This is a genomic window from Priestia sp. VA7 (assembly GCF_055710015.1).
On the sequence record NZ_JBVQPN010000004.1, the window covers coordinates 132,243 to 150,545 of the forward strand.

Below are 18,303 nucleotides of genomic sequence, written 5' to 3' on the forward strand. Positions count from 1 at the left end.
TTAGAAACGTCCTCCGCCAAGTTGTTGCTCAGCCATTTGTACAAGACGCTTAGTGATCTCGCCACCTACTGATCCGTTTGCACGTGAAGTCGTATCAGCACCAAGGTTTACACCAAATTCGCTAGCGATTTCGTATTTTAATTGGTCAATTGCTTGTTGAGCACCGTTTACTAATAATTCGTTACGGCTACCACTGTTGTTGTTTGCCATGTTGTGTCACCTCCTTGTTTTTCTTAAGTTCCCTATTATACAAGGAGTACATACATGGTAATTAATGGATGAATAAATCCTCATCCATTGACTATACTAAAGGGTAGAAACAAATTACGCTGTAAAAAGTGGAATTACATGTTTCATTTCCTTGTTATAAAATCTATACACTTGCCATGTGTAGGAAAAAGAATGACACCTCGTTTGTCATTCTTTTTCCATGCTCTTATATATAATTAATTTCTTTTTTAACGTTAATCGGGGTGAGACCTACTTAACATTTTTTAAAATTGAGATAACGATAGCAAAAGAAGCTACTTCTGCGTAGGAGCTTCTTTTTTTGTAAAAAAATAAAATACATAAAAAAGCTACCTGCCTATGAAGCAGGTAGCTAAAGCCATAAAGGGTATTAAATTTAAATGTAAGCCTCAAAATTAGCGAGAAGTACCTGATTGTCCTGAAAATCCACCAGCTAATTGTTGTTGAGCTGTAGCTACAAGACGTTTTGTGATTTCGCCACCTACTGAACCATTTGCACGTGCAGTTGCTTCAGCACCAAGGTTTACACCAAATTCGTTAGCGATCTCATATTTCATTTGATCGATTGCTTGTTCAGATCCGCGTACTAATAATTGATTACGGCTTCCACTATTGTTTGACATATTATTTCACCTCCTCCATGTGTATACTTCTAGCATACGTTTTTGTCTCAATCGCATACAAGGGAAGTATTGGCTGAATAAAAGACACCTATTTCGTGATAATAAAGAACGTGATGGATTAAGTTCTCAATGCAAACTGGGAAGAATATTTCCTTTACTTCCTTGTGAAAATACTATTTGCCATGTGGAAGAAGGATTGCAATTGCTAGTGCAATCCTTTTTTGAAAAAGATATTTTATCAATGAAGAAATAAAAAGAAGAAGGACCCTTTCCTATTCAGAAAAGAGCCCTAGCTTCAAAGATAACATGTATGTGCCAGTTAATTACACTATAATATTCAGTAGGAATTTAAAGTATATTATATAATTTATAGAACAAACTATTCTAGAAGTGAAGTTCATTCACTAACTACCTTCTTAAGCAGAAAACCCTACTGATGAGGGGGACTGACCCCATAAAGTGAGACAAATAAAAAAACACCTTTAAGTAAAAAACGGGTATGTAGTACCTAACAATAACTTGGAGGTGTTTTTTCTATGGGAAAAAGAGTTAGCTATCCAGTAGAAGTGAAATTAAAAGCAATTGAAATGAGATTGGCAGGAATACCAATCAAAGAAGTTATGGAAACTTTACAGATCCGCAACTATACACAGCTCAAAACATGGATGAGGTGGCATAGAAATGGAGAATCCTATCGCCTGGCACAGCCCGTTGGGCAAACATACACTCCTCGAAAAGGAGCTCATTCTCAAGATACTCCATCAAAGTTAGAAGCTGAAAATCGATATTTAAAGCAACAGATTGAAGTCTTAAAAAAGTACAAAGAGTTGGAAAGGGAGTGGTACCAGAAGTTGTATTGAACTTAGTAGAAGAATTAAAAGAGAAACTGCCTATCTCTCAAATCTGTCAGTGTCTGGATATTCCTCGATCCACTTATTATCGTTGGCAGAAAAATGAGCAAGGAGAAGAAACAAAGGGAAAGAAATGGATAGAACGAAAAGTTGGTGAGCAGTGCCGTAAACATAAATTTCGATATGGCTATCGAAAAATTACAGCGTTACTCAATCAAACCATGCATATCAACCATAAAGTAGTGCAGCGTGTTATGCAGAAATACGGTTGGCAATGCCGAGTGAAAAGGAAAAAACGGAAACAAACAGGACAACCTTATCAGGTTGCAGAAAACATGTTAAACCGTAATTTCCGAGCAGAGCGCCCTCTTCAAAAGCTGGTTACCGATATTACTTACTTGCCTTTTGGACCTAAACAGTTGTATCTTTCAAGTATTCAAGATTTATTTAATGGTGAAATCATTGCGTATTCAGTGAGTGATTGTCAAAACGTAGAGTTTGTTTTAGATACATTACGTCAACTCCCTCCTTTACCTGAGGGATGTACGTTGCATAGCGACCAAGGTTCGGTTTACACATCATATGCGTATCAACGAAAAGTCAAAGAAAGAGGCATCATCATGAGTATGTCCCGCAAAGGGACACCTGCAGATAATGCCTCCATTGAATCGTTTCATTCCAGCCTAAAGTCTGAAACGTTTTACCTCGACGAGTTAACATGTACTACGACTGCCATCGTAGAGCAAACTGTCGAAAGCTACATTACTTATTATAACCATATCCGTATTCAAACGAAACTAAACAACCAGTCACCGGTACAATACCGACAACTGGCTGTTTAAAAGGTGTTTTGATCCCTGTCTCGAAATCAGGGGTCAGTCCCGAGGTCCAGTAGGGTTTTCGACGGCTAAATTTACAAGATAATCAAAATAAACTCATCTTTGAATGTTGAGGCTTTAGGGAGGAAGCTTTTTTTCAAAATTTAATTAAAAATGTATGAACATCTTATTTTTAAAGAAACTACTTTAATATACAGCTTCTTTTTCAAACAAAAAGCTCATCTTTTGTCATATAAGGTGAGCTTTTTGCTGTTTCTTTGTATAACCCTTTATTTCGTGAGCTTCCTAATCTACAGGTCAATATATGATTTCGAGAAAACTAATGATTAGGCAACAGTAGTTTTTCTATTTTCTATACATAAATTCTTACTAAATTGAACAAAGTAAACAAGACGCCGTGAGGCATCTACGAAAATCCTTTAGCAATAGAACAGAAAAAACCTATCTCTTTTAACTGGAAACAGATAGGTTTTTTCTGTTTTTTAGGATGACTATGATATACAACCTTAGTTAAGTCGGGTAGGCAGGCACTCTCACGAGCGCCCGCCCCCCTAAGAACCGTACGTGACAGATTTCCCGTCATACGGCTCAAGCCTTCTTTTTATCCGAACAACTTATTTAATACATGGTACATGTACTAATTTAGCAAATTGACCTGTAGAAACCTCTAGGTTTCGCACTGTAACTTTTTCTCCATTTTGTAGAGTCTGCTTACACAATGCACAACGATATCCTTGTTTTCTTGCAAGTTTCATCCTATCGAATGTATTTTCATTGTTAAAGACCTTACGGTCTCGTTTTTCCCAATACTCTTTTAGACTCGGATCATCTGGGCTGTTTTTGTAGGCTACCATGACATGTCGTTCTATCTTAATCCAGGACATCTTTAACAATTGAATGCTAGTAAGTGGACATGTGAGAATCCATTTATTATTTCCACCGTGGTGGGGCTTCTTAAAATAACGCTTGCTAATCCATTTTCTCGACTTCTTTGGATGCAGTTGTTTAAGATGTTTTCTCACTTTTAGGAAAATATAATTGTCCATATAGCTGTAAGTCTTTTTACATACGACATGTTTCCAATACTGGCCGTAGCCACGAATAATCGGGTTTAAAACACGTATTAGTTCTTTTACTGGTCTTCCTCTCATCACAGAGAACGTATCTTTTATCTTGTTTCTAGCCTTTTTAATGCTGTCTCTGCTAGGTTTGATAAATAACTTCTTTCCTTGTCCCGTATTGTATTGACGCAGCGAGAAGCCAAGAAAATCAAACCCGCCCTCAATATGTGTAACTCTAGTTTTATCCATGCTAAGTGTAATTCCTCGTTTTCGTAGGTAAGGGGTGAGTTTCCCATACATACTTTCAGCTTGTTCCTTCGTTTCCGTTACGATGACGAAATCATCTGCGTAGAGAACACGCCCTATCTTACATTTTGGATCAATTGCGTATCCTCCGTTTGGTTTGTAAGTCTTTTTATAAACAATACCAATCTCTTCTTCCATACCACATAAGGCGATATTAGCTAGAAGGGGAGACACAATTCCCCCTTGAGGGGTTCCTTCTGTTGTCATACGAAGCATATCCTGCTCTATGTATCCCATATTAAGCCACCTTTTAATGAGAGTGCTCCCCGGAAACATAGATGTTTGTTCCATTATCCAATTATGGTTAAGATGATCGAAACATCCTAAGAAATCTCCCTCAAACACCCACTTTTTCTTACTATTGGTGTTAAGCTTATTAAAAAGATTACTTATAGCATCGTGTGTACTTCGTTTAGGACGAAAACCATAGGAAGTGGGCTCAAACTTAAACTCCCATTGGGGTTCGAGTGCGTTTTTTACTACGTTTTGATAGACTCGATCTCGTATCGTAGGAATGCCCAAAGGTCGTAGCTTTCCGTTTTTCTTCGGAATAAATGTTCTTTTTGCTGGTTTTGGACGATGTCGAAAGACATTGCGTTGAACTAGTTGTTTGTACAGATTGATACGTTCATTTGGTTTTGAGGCCGTGTAGCCATCTACACCGGGTGTTCGCTTACCGTTATTTTGTTGTGTTACTCTGCGAATAGAAAGCAGTAAATTTGCTTTACTCCGAAGGAGTAAACGTTGAAGTTTCCTTACTTTTCTTTGTTGATTTTGTTGTTCGGCACGATAAATTCTTTGTCGTAACTTCGCTACATATTTTTGTATAATACTCCAATCAATAGAGTACCAATCTTTATGCGAGACGTGCGCCGACGCTCGTAGAGAGGTATTCATAACAGCACGCTCCTTTTCGTTAGAAGATAGCCACAAATTTATTTTCGTGTTGAAGACCAATGAGAAGTGGGCGCTCTTTCGAGCCTGTCCTTGTCTGTAAAGCCGACAGTATCCGTCCAGTTATACAATGATTCTGCTTTCCTGTTCCTTTTCAGGGTAACGGCCTTAGCTTTTTCTCATATCCCATACCCTCTGTCACATTGTTTGACTTTGCAGTCATCCTACTGCTTATGCAGATGACGTAGGGCTTACCAAGTTCCACTTCCTCCAGATTCGACGGGGGTAGGCAGGTTCTTTACTCCGGGCAAGATGCGGGACGCATTAGAGTAGCTTTATGATTCTACTTTTCCTCTTACCAAAACCTAAGCGAAACTTATGCATTATCTTAAGCTAACGCTGACGAAGCTTATAAACCTTCACTTTCGTTTACCATACCTATCTTCTCCTAGCAGTATTCCGGACCATGCATTTGTCCTCTGTTTCCACATTTCCTCATGCAACCGACAGACTCGTTACCAAGAATGCCGTTTCGGATGGAGATCATCTCTGCGTCTAGATGAGTAGCGTTAGCTACACTGTAAGAAAGCGACTTCTTGTCGCACCATAAAACACGTTCTAGGAATAAGTAAGTGAAATTATAAAGGTTTCCATTGCGAATCTTTTATATCAAATTTATTTGGGCTTCTTACAAATTTTAAACTTTCCTTATCACAGGCTCCGTACTTTACAAAGTTTTGTTGTGCTTGTCTTAATGATATAACATTTGCTCCACCCTCAAAGTCAGGATCTTGAAACTGCACACCATCATCTTCCCAAAAGCATATTTCACAAATATCAAAGGTATCTGGTGGTTCTTCATCTAGTGTTTTGTATCCGCAGCAAGGGCAAGTATAATTACCATTCATAAACTAACTAACCTCATTTCATAATCGTATAGACGTAAGTTACCATAAGGTCCATTATCGGTACAAAAAGTGCTTGGATAACAATTATCCAAGCACTTCTAAATTTAATTATGTATTACTTTTCTTTTTTATATTTTTACCTGTATAAATAGAATTAACTATCAATATTAGGGTTCCTAAAAGCCATCCTACAGTAGGAGAGTACTCAAATACATTCTTTAGGGCCATCCCTAAAGAAATAGATGCCATTCCTAACATTAGTAAAAGTACAGTAATACCTTGTTGTCTTTGCATATAAATCACCTCAATTGCTTTTTCTTCTAATCAATTATTTTTCACGTTGCTGCTCTCTTTGTCCTACAATCCAAGCCAAAGATAAAATTGAAATAGTTAAAACTACTGCAGTTAACATACCTATACACACCTCTTTTTCCTTATAATTACATTGTAACATACAATCAAAATAGAATTTAAGGGTGTATAACATATACAAAGTTAGTTAACATAATGCCAATTATCGGAAATTACATGCTGAAAACCTTTTTTTGTTAAGAAAAAATTCATATCTATTAATAAGTTAGTAAATATTATCCAAGAGGTGATAATGTGGATAAGAATAAGTTAAAACTCACATCTTCTGAAATAGGGACACTATGGGGAGAGTATGTAAACGGAACAATGACGGATGTAGTAAATCGATATATGTTCTCTATTATTGAGGATGAGTCAATAAAGACCATTTTTGAAGATGCTATCAAGACCTTCGCAAAACAAAAAAAACAAATTGTAGCTTTTATAGAAAACGAAGGGTTTCCAGTTCCAATTGGATTTACTGAGTCTGATCTTAATAACGGTACCAAGAGATTGTTCACGGACATATTCTGCTTAAATTATTTACATATCATGACGTTACATGGCTTGCTAGGACATACAACCTCATTAGGTGTTTCTGTCAGAGAAGACTTACGCCACTTCTACGATTCATGTGATAATGATGCTAAAAGGATGTATCATCAAACGATTGAATTATTACTTGAAAAAGGGGAGTTTCAGAGGGACCCTTATTTTTATCCTGCTACGAACCCTGAATATATTTCTAGCCAGGATTTTACGGATGGGTTTTTCGGGAAAGGCAGACGGTTAACGGCATTAGAAATCATAAGTATTTCTTTCAACCTTAAAAAAAGCATTATGGCTAAAACTCTTTCTATTGGATTTAGCCAGGTCTCTCAATCAAAAGAAGTAAGAAAATTTTTAGAGGATTCGGAGAAAACAGCTGATGATCAAATACAAGCCTTTTCAAAAATAATGCACGCAGATAATTTACCAGTTCCTAAATCGTGGGAGACAGAAGTAACAACTTCACCAGACTCTCCTTTTTCTGATAAATTAATGATGTATCATATTGGTTTCTTATTCCAAGCTGCACAAGCGTATCATGGAACAGGGTTAGCATCAGCCATGCGAACAGATCTTGTAGCTGCTTACGAAAGTGTTATTCTAAAGAATTTAATGGTAACAAAAAAATGGTTTGATATTATGGTGAAAAATAAATGGTTAGAACAGCCACCACTTGCTCCTAACAGAAAAGAAATAACAAAAGAAAAATAATAAAATCTAATATTTTGAGCAAACTACTCAAGACGCTCTGCAACGTCAACTGACTATTGACCATTCAAGAAACAGAAAAAACTACTGATCCCTGTTCAGTAGTTTTTTCGATTTTTAAGCTGTATACGATATGCATTGCTAGTTAACATAATGTCTCTTCCGGTACACATCAAAAAAGAGAACCCTTATGGGAGTAAGGGTTCGAACAGAGTCACTTTTATAGAATATGCATCTTTTTATACATCGTTGATACAACTGATATCTCCTTACAGGAAGTTGAAGAGATCATGCATAAAAAAGCACCTTTTATGCATATGTTAGACACATCAAAAATAGTATTTATATTGAAAAACATGTTATAATTCTGCTATCGTTCGTACTTGGATACGTATGAATGAACCCTTACATGAAGCAACCTCGCCTGCCAATGCTGAGGTTGCTTTTTATTTTGTTATTGTTAATTAAAATCTTTTATATACCACGTATCCATAGCAGAATGTTCAAAACCTGATAGTGGTTTAGGTAAAAGTGTAAATACAAATTTTTCATTGTGTTAACTAAGTTTGTATATGATATTCAGAGGAAAAGAGCAGGCTTAAGCCTGCTCTTATAACCTTTAAGGCTATTTTTAATTTAAACATTTTCTAGTATTTTTTTCACCAAAGTGTCTACGTCATTATCTTGAAGTGTGGTTAGTTGTACACGACAAAATGGGGTCACTCTACACTCTAGACATCGTCTGAAGCAATCCACAACACAAACCTCTATATCTTGCTGATAATTTTGTTGAAGAATATCTAAGACTATATTTGCTTTAGTTACTTTAATGTTCCTTTCACAAAATTTAGCTACCCTCATATTCAGTCTCCCATTCGCAAAAAGCACCCCAAAAGGTGCTTTTTTATTTTAAACATAGTGAGTGAATTGTATATCTAATGTACGAAGGTACGTTTGAAGGCCTGCGTCTTGAATTGGGATAATAAATGCAGGCTCTTCAGATTCGTTGTGGTGAGAATGCCACAATCCTGGAGGAGTAACAAATGCTTTTCCTGTTACCCAATCAATGCGAACGGGATCAATTATCTTTTTAGTAACGGGATCAATCTTATCTCCGACTAAAGTATAAGTACCGGGTGCAGCATAAGCAACAAAATCAAGGGCAACTGACTTATGACTATGAGCTGCTTGGTTAGATCCTACAGGAACAATTCCGAACATCGCCCATAATACGTGTGTAATGGTTAGAGTTTGTTTGAATTCTTGATTGTTTAATAAAATAGAAATACGATTTTTTAGGTGAGCATCAGGAGCGTTTGCTACTTCCTCCAATTTCGCAGTAGCTTGTTCAGCTGTAAAAAGTGTCGGTTTAAAACGAGTTTCTGTTGCTTTAACTCCTAAATAATTAAGAAGTGGAGTATCGAGAATATAATAGATGGTTGCATCTTCTGTTGCAGTGTGCCTGCTAGTCGAGCCGGATGGAAGAGTTAAAAAATCACCTTTTTTCCAAGTGATTATCTCACCATTTAATTCTGTGCGGCCTACACCAGAAATAATATAATATAATTCACTGGTTGCATTGGGTTGTGTAGTAATGCTGTCATTCGCATTAATTCGAATGAAGTGAGCAAGAAGTGATGGACTTGTTGCCGGATATTCAGTTTTGAGTTCATTTGAAAGGTCCAACGTAACAATACGAGTTTCTCCTGAGTTATATAATTCAGAGGAAAATTCTTTAGGGGGAATTGCACTTATGATACCACTTCCGATTGGATCAGCAGCAGTAGTATATTCATAAAAAAGGGCATCTTTAGTGCAGTCTTTATTCACTTTTCCATTAGATAAGTTTGCTTGTTTTTCATTTATAGTCATGTGTAAACCTCCTATTATCTTTATGGTCTTATCTTATCTTGATAAAAGACAATAGTGAAATATATAATATAAACTGCTGTAATATATTTTATATATAACTGATTAGGAGGTGATAAATGATGGAACTTCGACAATTACAATATTTTATCGCTGTAGCAGAAGAATTAAACTTTAGTCGTGCAGCAGAGCGTGTCAAGATTACGCAACCTCCTTTAAGTTTACAAATTCAGAATTTAGAAAAAGAATTAGATATTGTTCTTTTTTATCGAAATAAACGTCAAGTTAAATTAACAGATGCAGGAAAATTATTTTATACGGAAGTTTGTAAGATTTTTAATCATCTTGAACGTGCTGTTGAAGATGCGAAACGTACTCAACATGGAGAAATCGGGACAATTAGAGTTGGGTTCGTAGGATCGGCTACTTACGATATTCTTCCCTCAATCCTAAGAGAATTTCGAAATTTGTATTCAGAAGTTGAAGTTCATCTATTCGAAATGTCTACGCCTATGCAATTAGAAGCTTTACGTGAAGGGGAAATTGATATAGGAGTATTAAGACCACCTGTAAATGATGAGATAGTACATACCGAAATCGTTTCTACAGTCCCATGCGTACTGGCAGTTCCAAAACAGCATCCATTATTAAAAATAAAAAACGTCTCTCTTTCTGATCTTAAAACCTATCCTTTTGTAATGTTGTCTAGAAAAACATGGTCAAATCTCTATGATGAAATCTTAGGATTATGTAATCCAATCATCCAACAAGAGGCTTTAGAATTCCAAACTGTAATCGGTCTAGTTGCAGCTAAATTGGGTATTGCCGTAGTTCCACAATCCGCCGTGAATTTACATACCCAAGATGTTGTATATTTGGACCTTGACGATCAATTACCTGTAGCTTCTATGGGTATTGCTTGGCGACAAAAAGATCAATCACCTTTAGTGCAATCTTTTATCCAGTTAGCAAGAGAGACTTGTTTATTTTAATTAGATAAAGTACAAAATAGTATATGTCCATGGGAAACTATAATTAAAAGTAAAAAAGTTTTAATAGCTGATTTTATTGCGAAAGTAATAGGGTTTTAAAAGGTGTATCTTAAGATACACCTTTTATATTATGTAAGAAATATAAGAATAAATCTGAGTTTGGATATATAAGTAAATGTAATTTGATTTTATCTATTTTTGATGTCTCTAAATGTAAGAGGTAAACCTTAAATTACAAAAAGTAAACTTGTTCAATTACTTATAAGAATGAAGAATGTTCAAAAAAGTGTACCTTTACGGACATGATGTTTTAAAAATGAAACTACCAATTTTAACGTTCGTTTACATTTTAAATCAAATTACGAACGTTCACTTAATCGCATATACTTATACGAACTGTTTTACTCCACTAAAAAATTAAAAGTCTTTTCATGAGTAGTTGTATTAGTAATTTCCTCATACTACCTCTTATTTTATCTTCAAACTTTCAAATAATACGTCTAGGAGGTGTTTTTATGCCAGAATACGGTTCAACACAAAATAATAACCATAGCAATAGTTATGATACTAATGGTGGAAATATCCAACCAGTAGATGTACCAAAATCAAATAGTAAAAAGATTCCTGCTAATAATGATGGTCTAAGTGGAAAAGTAAATGCAAACCTCGGCTACCATCCAGAAAAATAGCACGAAAAAACCACCCTACAGAAGTAAGGTGGTTCTCCGATAAGTTTTATCTTACAAAACTAAAACCATGTAGAATTTTTTTATTTTGTAAATTATACCATTTAATGAGGAAGAGAGCAATCCTAAAGCTACTCTCTCTCCAACAAAAAAAACACAAAATTTGTGTGTGGTGATGCTTAGGGTACCATCTTTGTATATTTGTTGGAAGACCTTCTATCTATATCATGCCATCATATAGAAGGTTATTCACGTGAACTACCCTCGGAAGGTATAACAACATTCTTATCAAATAAATCGTATTATAAACCACTTACATAAATAACCTCTTATGATTTTTTTATCAATATTGATTATGATTACATTAGGTCTCTTCGCTATCGGACCAGTCTTTCATTCATTAGAAAACGTAATTCTAACAAGCACAAAAGCAATTTTAGATTTACCGTTTGGTTTAGCTGGTATTATTATTGGTGGCCTACAACAAGGTGTTGTAATTACTGGCGTTCATCATATATTTAATTTACTTGAAATTCAATTATTAGCTGATACGAAATTTAATCCATTCAATCCATTAATTACTAGCGCAATCGTAGCTCAAGGGGCTGCAACGCTAGCAGTTGGATTGAAATCTAAAAATAAAAAAGTGAAAGCATTAGCATTCCCATCAGCATTTTCAGCCTTTTTAGGAATTACAGAACCGGCTATATTTGGAGTGAACCTAAGGTTCTTTAAACCCTTTATAATGGGCCTTATAGGAGTAGCAGTAGGGGGATTCTTAGCCTCGATTTTTCATCTAAAAGCAACAGGAATGTCTGTTACAGCTATTCCAGGATTATTATTGTACTTGAATAATCATATTTTTATCTATATTTTTGTTAATTTGATTGCCCTTGCTGTATCATTTATTCTCACATGGCTATTTGGTTATAACGACAAGATGCTTAAGAATCGGTAATTATATATAAATTGGAATTAATAAACTACAATGAATGACATTAGAAAAAGCCTTATATCTAGATCCAGTATAAGGCCTTTTTAGCAAAGCTTAATCATTGATGTTGTAGGAAAAGAGAAGATTAAAGCCCTTCTCTTTTTTATATAATTTTATTTACTTATTTTTAAAATCTGAAATATACAATCCTTCACGCTACCACTATTGCTCATTATGTTCTACTTTAGACGGTATATGTTAACTTTCTCGCATGGTCTATAATTACATTTCCATCATACAAATGACCTTCTACCGGAAAGGAGTAAAAGGTTTTTTGTTATCACTTATCATCAACATCTATACTAATTGCTAAATTAACTACATTATTTAAAGTAGTTTTATTTTTACTGTCTAACTTATTGCGCAAACGAAATAATATGTAGCTTTGTTGATTTTTCAATCTCCATCATTATTTCAGCCTTATTAATCAGGGTTACATGTTATTTTTCCATACCTCAATGCATCGTAAATAGCACGTCCATCGCTTGAATTTGTTTCTGTATATTTGATCGGCAGTAGCGAGAAGACAATATAATAAACAGAAAAATAGACAAACTGGTAAGAAAAGAGACTTGCTGAAAGGATATCATCCATAACTAAACCATTTATAAGGAAAATAGAAGCTAAATTAGCAATGGCACCTCCAGCATAGACACAAGCATGGGTAAATCGGTTGTCGTATTTTAGTTTTTCATATACACAAAAAGAATCCAAAAAGTAAACAGATTTTATTTTAATTTTCTTCCATTTAAAAATCGTTTTTCCTTTTCCAATGGTAAAATCCACTCTCCCTCCGAAAAAGATCGCCATGATAGAATGACCTAATTGATGAACAAGAGACACAAGTGGTAGTACAAGTAAGAAAGAAAACAAGAACTTAGGCATATCACTGAATCCAAACACATTTCCATCTCCTTTACCATGAAATGATTTAATAAATCGTTGGCTTATTAAAATAGATAAAATCTATTTAATAATGGACAGACTTTTCTCAACAGAGGTTGTGCCTTTTTAATCATATGTACAATCATCCGTTTGGCACCATGAAAGGCCTTTAGTCGGAGGCTAGGACCAACCGTTTTTTAATAAAGCAGTAGGTAAAGTGATCAATAATCTTCAACAGGGCCTATTAAGAAGAATAGCTTCACTTTATTTTCAAACATTCTCCATAACAATAAACGACCCTATGTATCGTAAACAAAGTTACTAAGGTCGCTTATGTTATATTCTGATTTATTATTCTTTTCTCTTTTTCTTTATAATAAAATATTTGGTTTGTCATTAAGTTTCTAACAGAATTTCGTTATCATGATTAATTTGATCGAACAAATAAGTAAGATAAGATTCTAATTCAAATTGATCGTCTTCAACAAAATCATCTAACACAGGCTTACTTTCTTCTCCCATTTTTAATCACTCCAACTTAATTTTTTTCGATTTATTTTGCATGATGCCCGTGATTGTTTTTTTGTCCCATCTTTCTTAGAACAAAGCTTACAATTAACACCAGAATGATTGCTCCAATAATGGCTGGAATGATTGCAAAACCACCAATGACTGGTCCCCAACTTCCCAAGATCAGACCACCTAACCAAGAACCAATAAAACCAGCGATAATATTACCAATAATGCCTCCCGGAACGTCACGCCCTGTAATTAAACCGGCAAGCCAACCGATAATTCCACCTACAATTAGCATCCATAGAATACTCATACATCATTCTCTCCTTTTGAAATAGTTAGTTGACTTTACCCCAGGTTAAAACCTATTAATCCTGTTATTTTTTTCCACAACAAAGTTTTCTTCTTATGTACTAAGATCATATAGCTTTGCTTGCAATCTTTTTTTGTTCTTTTGGACACCTTCTAATGTCTCGTCCATTTTATGAAAAATATAAGTGACTAGACTAACCCCAGCGTATAAATTGCTATCTTATAAACAATGACATTAATATAGGTTTTTTTCATACTATATTTTTGGGGTGAGTAAATGGCAAGAGTAAGTTACCGAAGTGCAGACATTAACTTAATGGCAAGGATGATGCGAGCAGAAGCTGAAGGTGAAGGAAGACTAGGGATGTTATATGTCGGAAATGTAATTGTTAATCGTCTTGCAGCAAATTGTATAGACTTTAAAAATTTAAGAACCGTTTCACAAGTCATTTATCAAGTACAGGGGGGGAACTTTTCGTTTGAAGCTGTTCAAAAAGGCAATGTATTTTATCAAAGAGCGAGAGGTGTTGAAAAAAGATTAGCAAAGCAAAATTTGGATTATTGGAGACAACACCCAGCGAAATTTGCTCTTTGGTATTTTAATCCACATGCTCCGTGCCCTCCAACATGGTACGGTCAACCTGCATCTGGTCAATTTAAAAATCATTGTTATTACGAACCAAAACCTGATACATGTGCTAGTGTTTATAGAGGTTAGATTATCAAGGAGCTATGATTAATTCTGGAGTAGTATGGGGGAGCTGGGAATACAACATTTTAGTCGTAGGTGCTGATAGCTAGCCCTATTTATTCTATGCAACTCTTATAGATCATGTGACAATGGCCCGTTTAAAAAAACTTTGCCTCTCACTGTAGCCTATTTCTTTAATCTTTGTTTTGATGTATTTTTATCTAGCGAAATAAAAAGGGAACTTCCTGGTTAGTAGGTGTTCCTTTGTTTCGCATAAGCAGTTAATCAAATGGAACAAGAAATAGTACTAATAAGGTAAATAAATTATAAAAAAGAGGAAGAGAGTTCTCTTCCTCTTTTTTATAGCTTTATCATTAATATTCTCTGTAATAAACATATTAAATAATGTAACTACGCGATGATAGACTTAATGAATTTCAGTAATGCCCGATAGACGAATAGAGAATATATTGTGTTGTTCATCCTCTAGAGAAAGAGTTTGATCATGAAGATTAAGATCATTTACACGTCCCTTACATGTTTGTAATAAACCGTTTTGATAATAGTTAATCGTAATGACACCTTTCTTTCTCAATGCTTTCAATATCATGCTCCGTTCTCCTTTCTTCCTATATAACTAATGTAGAAATGTGTTATTCAAATAAGTAATTATCATGCATAATTTGTGAGAAAATCATACAAGTTAAAAGTTATATTATTTTATATTATTTAGTATACAACAAACTTATAGGAAACGCTTACATTTTATTGTGTAAACTTTGTGAACTTTCAACAGGAAGAAAGCTCAAAGAATAAAAGAGGAAAAGAAATATATGTCTAGAATCTATATCTGTGTTTCAACCCATCTATCGTACCTTCTTATAGATGGGCTTTTATTTAATGCTTAAATATCATTCTGATTTTTAGCGCAAACTCTTTTTAATTGTTTAATAGGTGGAAATTCTCTGTACTTAATTCGTTTTAAATTCCATACTTTATGTATGTAGCATACCCTTGTCAATTTACCTCATTGCTTTAACTCGTAAGAGCATTAGTTTTGGAATCCTTCTAATGGATACGCAAATTAATAATTGTACTTGGAAACGGAGCGATACGATGAATAAGACGTATGATGTCATCATTACCGGTGCTAGAGTTGCCGGCTCTACCCTTGCTATTTATCTTGGAAAGGCAGGTTTCCATGTGTTGTTAGTAGACCAAGCGACCTTTCCAAAGGATACATTATCAACCCATACTTTTTTCAATAATACTGTCGCTCTTCTTCGAGGAATCGGTGTCATGGACAAATTATTGAAAACAAACGCCCCACCGGTACAGGATATTAAATTTCAATTTGAGGATACCGCGATAGAAGGACGCATCCCTAAGGTTGACGGAGAAGAAAGTTGTTACTGCATTAGAAGAACTTATCTCGATCAGATCCTACTTGAACAAGCCAAATCACAAATGAATGTAACCGTTCTAGAAAGGTTTCGTGTGACGGATGTTATTCATGATGACGATACAGTAGTAGGGGTGGAAGGTCTAGATGGCAATAACGAGAAACAAGAATTTTTAGCTCGCATGGTAGTCGGGGCAGACGGCCGATCCTCAATTATTCGCAGGCTGGTAAAAAGTGAAATCAAAATAAGCATTTCGGCAAAAGTCGGCATCTATTTCGGGTACTTCTCTGAATTTCGCCATGACAATGTCCCTAAATTTGAAGTATACAAGATAAAAGATAACACAGCCATTCTCTTTCCAACGAATGATAATTTATATGTTATTGCCGGCATTTTCCCATTAGAAAATAAGGAATTGATAGGACGATTGAAATTAAATCCAGAAAGCTGTCTACGCAATTTTTTAACAGATAACTTTCCGAATACAACAATAGGGACGCGTTTAAAAAATGCAGAACTAGTAGAACCGGTTAAAGGCATTCTCGGATATGATAATTACTGGTATAAAGGGATGGGAAAAGGGTGGGCGTTAGTTGGAGATGCAGTTTGTTTTAAAGATCCTGGCATGGCACAAGGTATCCATGATGCTATATGTGGAGCACGTATATTATCCAATATTCTCTCAAAATATAAGGGGCAATCTGAACAATCAAATCAAATATCTGAAGAATATCAAAAGGCAATAGAAGACGAGTTTATGGTTCGGTTTCACATGGGATGTCAAATTTCGCAGAATGAACGCATCTCTGAACAACAGAATGCTGTCAATAAGCTAATCAGTTCTCATCCAGTGGCTATAGAGAAATTTTTAGGGATTTATAATTACTCAAACGAGCCCGATGCTTTAGAAAAAGAACTCACACGAATTATGCAGTCAATCTAGCAAAAATTTTGAAATTGACCTAAGAGTTTTCAAGAATTAGCAATGAGGGGAAGGTAAACCGAGAGCAGAAAGGGATATATTGAAAACAAAGATAATATTCTGTTACGATTAGTACATTTTATCTAAAACATACTCAATATAAAAAGCCACTTGTATGAAACAAGTGGCTCTTTGTTACGTTGAATACATTAAATTATTCCCATCACTATTAGAGAAGTTTATGAATCTGCAAAGGATGGTGTTAGCTAATAATAGTCAGATAGAAATGGAAGAGAAATAACGGCAAGAAATAGCAAGAGCAAATGTGTATGTGTGTGATTTATAGGATGGCATATATACACATAACAATAAAGATAGCCAATACATAAAGTTCCACCATGTAAATATAGCATTTTCTCATTATTTCATATAATAAGTAACTAGCTCGTAGCAACGTTCTCTAGTCATTTCGTGTAAAATACGGGCTTCTTCAGCATAAGCTAAAGTTCCGCCTCCAGCTTCTTTCAACTCTTTTTGAGAAGCAGCATCTCTATCTTTAATCCATTGACGTTGTTTGATTTTTAGATCATTCATCTCTGATGCAGATAATTGGTTTTTTAATTCGCCATAGATGTCGTTCAACACTTGGTCCCACATTTGATAATTTGCTCCAGAAGCTTGTCTTCTGTCACCATCGATTTGGTCATTAACTGGTTGTACTTCACTAGTTCTAGTCTGTTCTAATAAATCTAAATAATAAGCTTTTTTGCTATTAGTTATGGTTGTAGCTGGACTATTTGTTGATGGAGTGCTTGAAGTTGGACCAGTCTTTGATACAGTAGTAATCGGTCCATTCTTAGCTATATCAGTTAAGTATAATTGGTTATTGATAAGCACGGCTGTGTACATCCAATTATATTTATTTGTTTTTTGAGATCCATCTGGTTGTATAACAGATACAGTCTCTACAGTTTGTATGTTATAAAGAGGCCCATCAGAAGAGTTACCTGCTTTTGTAAAATTTACTACAGAATAATCTACCCAGTTCTCTTTAATACCCTTCTTATATAAGTTGCTTACTAATGATTGTTGGTCACTATATAACGAACCTTTTAAAACATGTGCAACGTTACTGAACTGGCCTGTATTAATTGCAGTTGTTAGTCCATTTATGTAATCAGCCATTACTAGAGCTGCTGTATCTTTAGTAACAAAAGCGTCATCGGAGACTGTATTTGAATTAGTTGGGTTTTGCTGATTACTATTTTTGTGAACAGCACTCCCATGATCGCTACCTTTTATAGTTGAAGGTTCCCCAGTATTATTGTCTGTAGCATTATTACTATCTTGATTCGCTTTATTAGCACTATTATCACTGGTCTCCTGGCTACTAACCTCTCCAGTTTCCCTTGATTTTGAATCGACTTTTTCTTCTTGTTGACAGCCAGAAACCAGTAAAGAAATTGCCGTAATTAATAAAAAAACACCTTTTTTATACATAGCTGTTCCCCCTCTAAAAGTTGTTAATTTCATGTGTATTTTACCAATATTAAAAGATAGTATAACAACGTTTTATTCCTTAGTAATGATATTATTTAGCAGTGAAATATTATAATTTTTTCAAAACAGTTTATTAATAATTAATTCGTAAAAAACAGTCTCAAAGTAAGAGACTGACATCTTATTCATTATGC

General features: G+C 34.9%; 17 protein-coding genes and 1 pseudogene. 7 read left to right on the forward strand and 11 right to left on the reverse strand.

The window, feature by feature from the left end:
• The gene (locus AC0C45_RS18540) at positions 1 to 210 is read right to left on the reverse strand and encodes an alpha/beta-type small acid-soluble spore protein (RefSeq protein ID WP_047933096.1); all 210 of its coding nucleotides are present in this window, start codon (positions 208 to 210) and stop codon (positions 1 to 3) included.
• Positions 211 to 644: 434 nt separating this feature from the next.
• Complete coding sequence (locus tag AC0C45_RS18545) at positions 645 to 872, reverse strand: alpha/beta-type small acid-soluble spore protein (RefSeq protein ID WP_016766171.1); 228 nt, start codon at positions 870 to 872, stop codon at positions 645 to 647.
• Between the two features lie 536 nt (positions 873 to 1,408).
• Here AC0C45_RS18545 and AC0C45_RS18550 point away from each other — a divergent pair.
• Positions 1,409 to 2,565, forward strand: a protein-coding gene (locus AC0C45_RS18550) for an IS3 family transposase (protein ID WP_472928485.1) whose coding sequence is annotated in 2 segments (ribosomal slippage) — positions 1,409 to 1,679 and positions 1,679 to 2,565 — 1,158 coding nt in all. Because the reading frame shifts where the segments join, the coding sequence is not laid out codon by codon here.
• 611 nt (positions 2,566 to 3,176) lie between these two features.
• Here the strand turns inward: AC0C45_RS18550 and ltrA are convergent.
• From ltrA to AC0C45_RS18565, 3 genes are all read right to left on the reverse strand, one after another.
• Positions 3,177 to 4,826, reverse strand: coding sequence for a group II intron reverse transcriptase/maturase (gene ltrA / locus AC0C45_RS18555; protein ID WP_472928487.1), 1,650 nt, complete (start codon positions 4,824 to 4,826; stop codon positions 3,177 to 3,179).
• Between the two features lie 635 nt (positions 4,827 to 5,461).
• A complete protein-coding gene (locus tag AC0C45_RS18560; protein WP_095380514.1) occupies positions 5,462 to 5,731 on the reverse strand; it encodes a CPCC family cysteine-rich protein in 270 nt (89 codons plus the stop codon).
• A gap of 108 nt (positions 5,732 to 5,839) precedes the next feature.
• Entirely contained in the window at positions 5,840 to 6,025 is a 186-nt protein-coding gene (locus tag AC0C45_RS18565) for a hypothetical protein (RefSeq protein WP_047933102.1), read from the reverse strand.
• Positions 6,026 to 6,337: 312 nt separating this feature from the next.
• Between AC0C45_RS18565 and AC0C45_RS18570 the strand changes: the two genes are divergently transcribed.
• Positions 6,338 to 7,342 (forward strand): DUF3231 family protein, encoded by a 1,005-nt coding sequence (locus AC0C45_RS18570; RefSeq protein WP_237893875.1) that lies wholly within the window; start codon positions 6,338 to 6,340, stop codon positions 7,340 to 7,342.
• Between the two features lie 906 nt (positions 7,343 to 8,248).
• On the opposite strand, the gene AC0C45_RS18575 is transcribed toward AC0C45_RS18570, so the two are convergent.
• A complete protein-coding gene (locus tag AC0C45_RS18575; RefSeq protein WP_257063825.1) occupies positions 8,249 to 9,211 on the reverse strand; it encodes a cupin domain-containing protein in 963 nt (320 codons plus the stop codon).
• A gap of 119 nt (positions 9,212 to 9,330) precedes the next feature.
• Between AC0C45_RS18575 and AC0C45_RS18580 the strand changes: the two genes are divergently transcribed.
• The 3 genes and pseudogenes from AC0C45_RS18580 to AC0C45_RS18590 all read left to right on the forward strand — a co-directional run.
• Positions 9,331 to 10,200 (forward strand): LysR family transcriptional regulator, encoded by an 870-nt coding sequence (locus AC0C45_RS18580; RefSeq protein ID WP_034655221.1) that lies wholly within the window; start codon positions 9,331 to 9,333, stop codon positions 10,198 to 10,200.
• Between the two features lie 515 nt (positions 10,201 to 10,715).
• Entirely contained in the window at positions 10,716 to 10,889 is a 174-nt protein-coding gene (locus AC0C45_RS18585; protein ID WP_016766194.1) for a hypothetical protein, read from the forward strand.
• A 334-nt stretch (positions 10,890 to 11,223) separates the two neighbouring features.
• A pseudogene (locus AC0C45_RS18590) lies at positions 11,224 to 11,844 on the forward strand (PTS transporter subunit EIIC); the annotation flags it as partial.
• A 459-nt stretch (positions 11,845 to 12,303) separates the two neighbouring features.
• Here the strand turns inward: AC0C45_RS18590 and AC0C45_RS18595 are convergent.
• From AC0C45_RS18595 to AC0C45_RS18605, 3 genes are all read right to left on the reverse strand, one after another.
• Positions 12,304 to 12,783 (reverse strand): site-2 protease family protein, encoded by a 480-nt coding sequence (locus tag AC0C45_RS18595; protein ID WP_034652893.1) that lies wholly within the window; start codon positions 12,781 to 12,783, stop codon positions 12,304 to 12,306.
• Between the two features lie 378 nt (positions 12,784 to 13,161).
• Positions 13,162 to 13,287, reverse strand: coding sequence for a hypothetical protein (locus AC0C45_RS18600; RefSeq protein WP_255323595.1), 126 nt, complete (start codon positions 13,285 to 13,287; stop codon positions 13,162 to 13,164).
• Between the two features lie 31 nt (positions 13,288 to 13,318).
• A complete protein-coding gene (locus tag AC0C45_RS18605) occupies positions 13,319 to 13,594 on the reverse strand; it encodes a GlsB/YeaQ/YmgE family stress response membrane protein (RefSeq protein WP_034652892.1) in 276 nt (91 codons plus the stop codon).
• Between the two features lie 276 nt (positions 13,595 to 13,870).
• Here AC0C45_RS18605 and AC0C45_RS18610 point away from each other — a divergent pair, with 276 nt between their 5' ends.
• Complete coding sequence (locus AC0C45_RS18610; RefSeq protein WP_013084397.1) at positions 13,871 to 14,311, forward strand: cell wall hydrolase; 441 nt, start codon at positions 13,871 to 13,873, stop codon at positions 14,309 to 14,311.
• Positions 14,312 to 14,711: 400 nt separating this feature from the next.
• Here the strand turns inward: AC0C45_RS18610 and AC0C45_RS18615 are convergent, their stop codons facing one another.
• On the reverse strand, positions 14,712 to 14,894 hold the full coding sequence (locus AC0C45_RS18615) for a YolD-like family protein (protein ID WP_029324141.1): 183 nt from the start codon (positions 14,892 to 14,894) through the stop codon (positions 14,712 to 14,714).
• 506 nt (positions 14,895 to 15,400) lie between these two features.
• Between AC0C45_RS18615 and AC0C45_RS18620 the strand changes: the two genes are divergently transcribed.
• Positions 15,401 to 16,630 (forward strand): NAD(P)/FAD-dependent oxidoreductase, encoded by a 1,230-nt coding sequence (locus AC0C45_RS18620; protein ID WP_237893877.1) that lies wholly within the window; start codon positions 15,401 to 15,403, stop codon positions 16,628 to 16,630.
• A gap of 399 nt (positions 16,631 to 17,029) precedes the next feature.
• Here AC0C45_RS18620 and AC0C45_RS18625 read toward each other — a convergent pair whose 3' ends face one another.
• A complete protein-coding gene (locus AC0C45_RS18625; protein WP_053215342.1) occupies positions 17,030 to 18,109 on the reverse strand; it encodes a lysozyme inhibitor LprI family protein in 1,080 nt (359 codons plus the stop codon).
• Between the last annotated feature and the right edge of the window lie 194 nt (positions 18,110 to 18,303).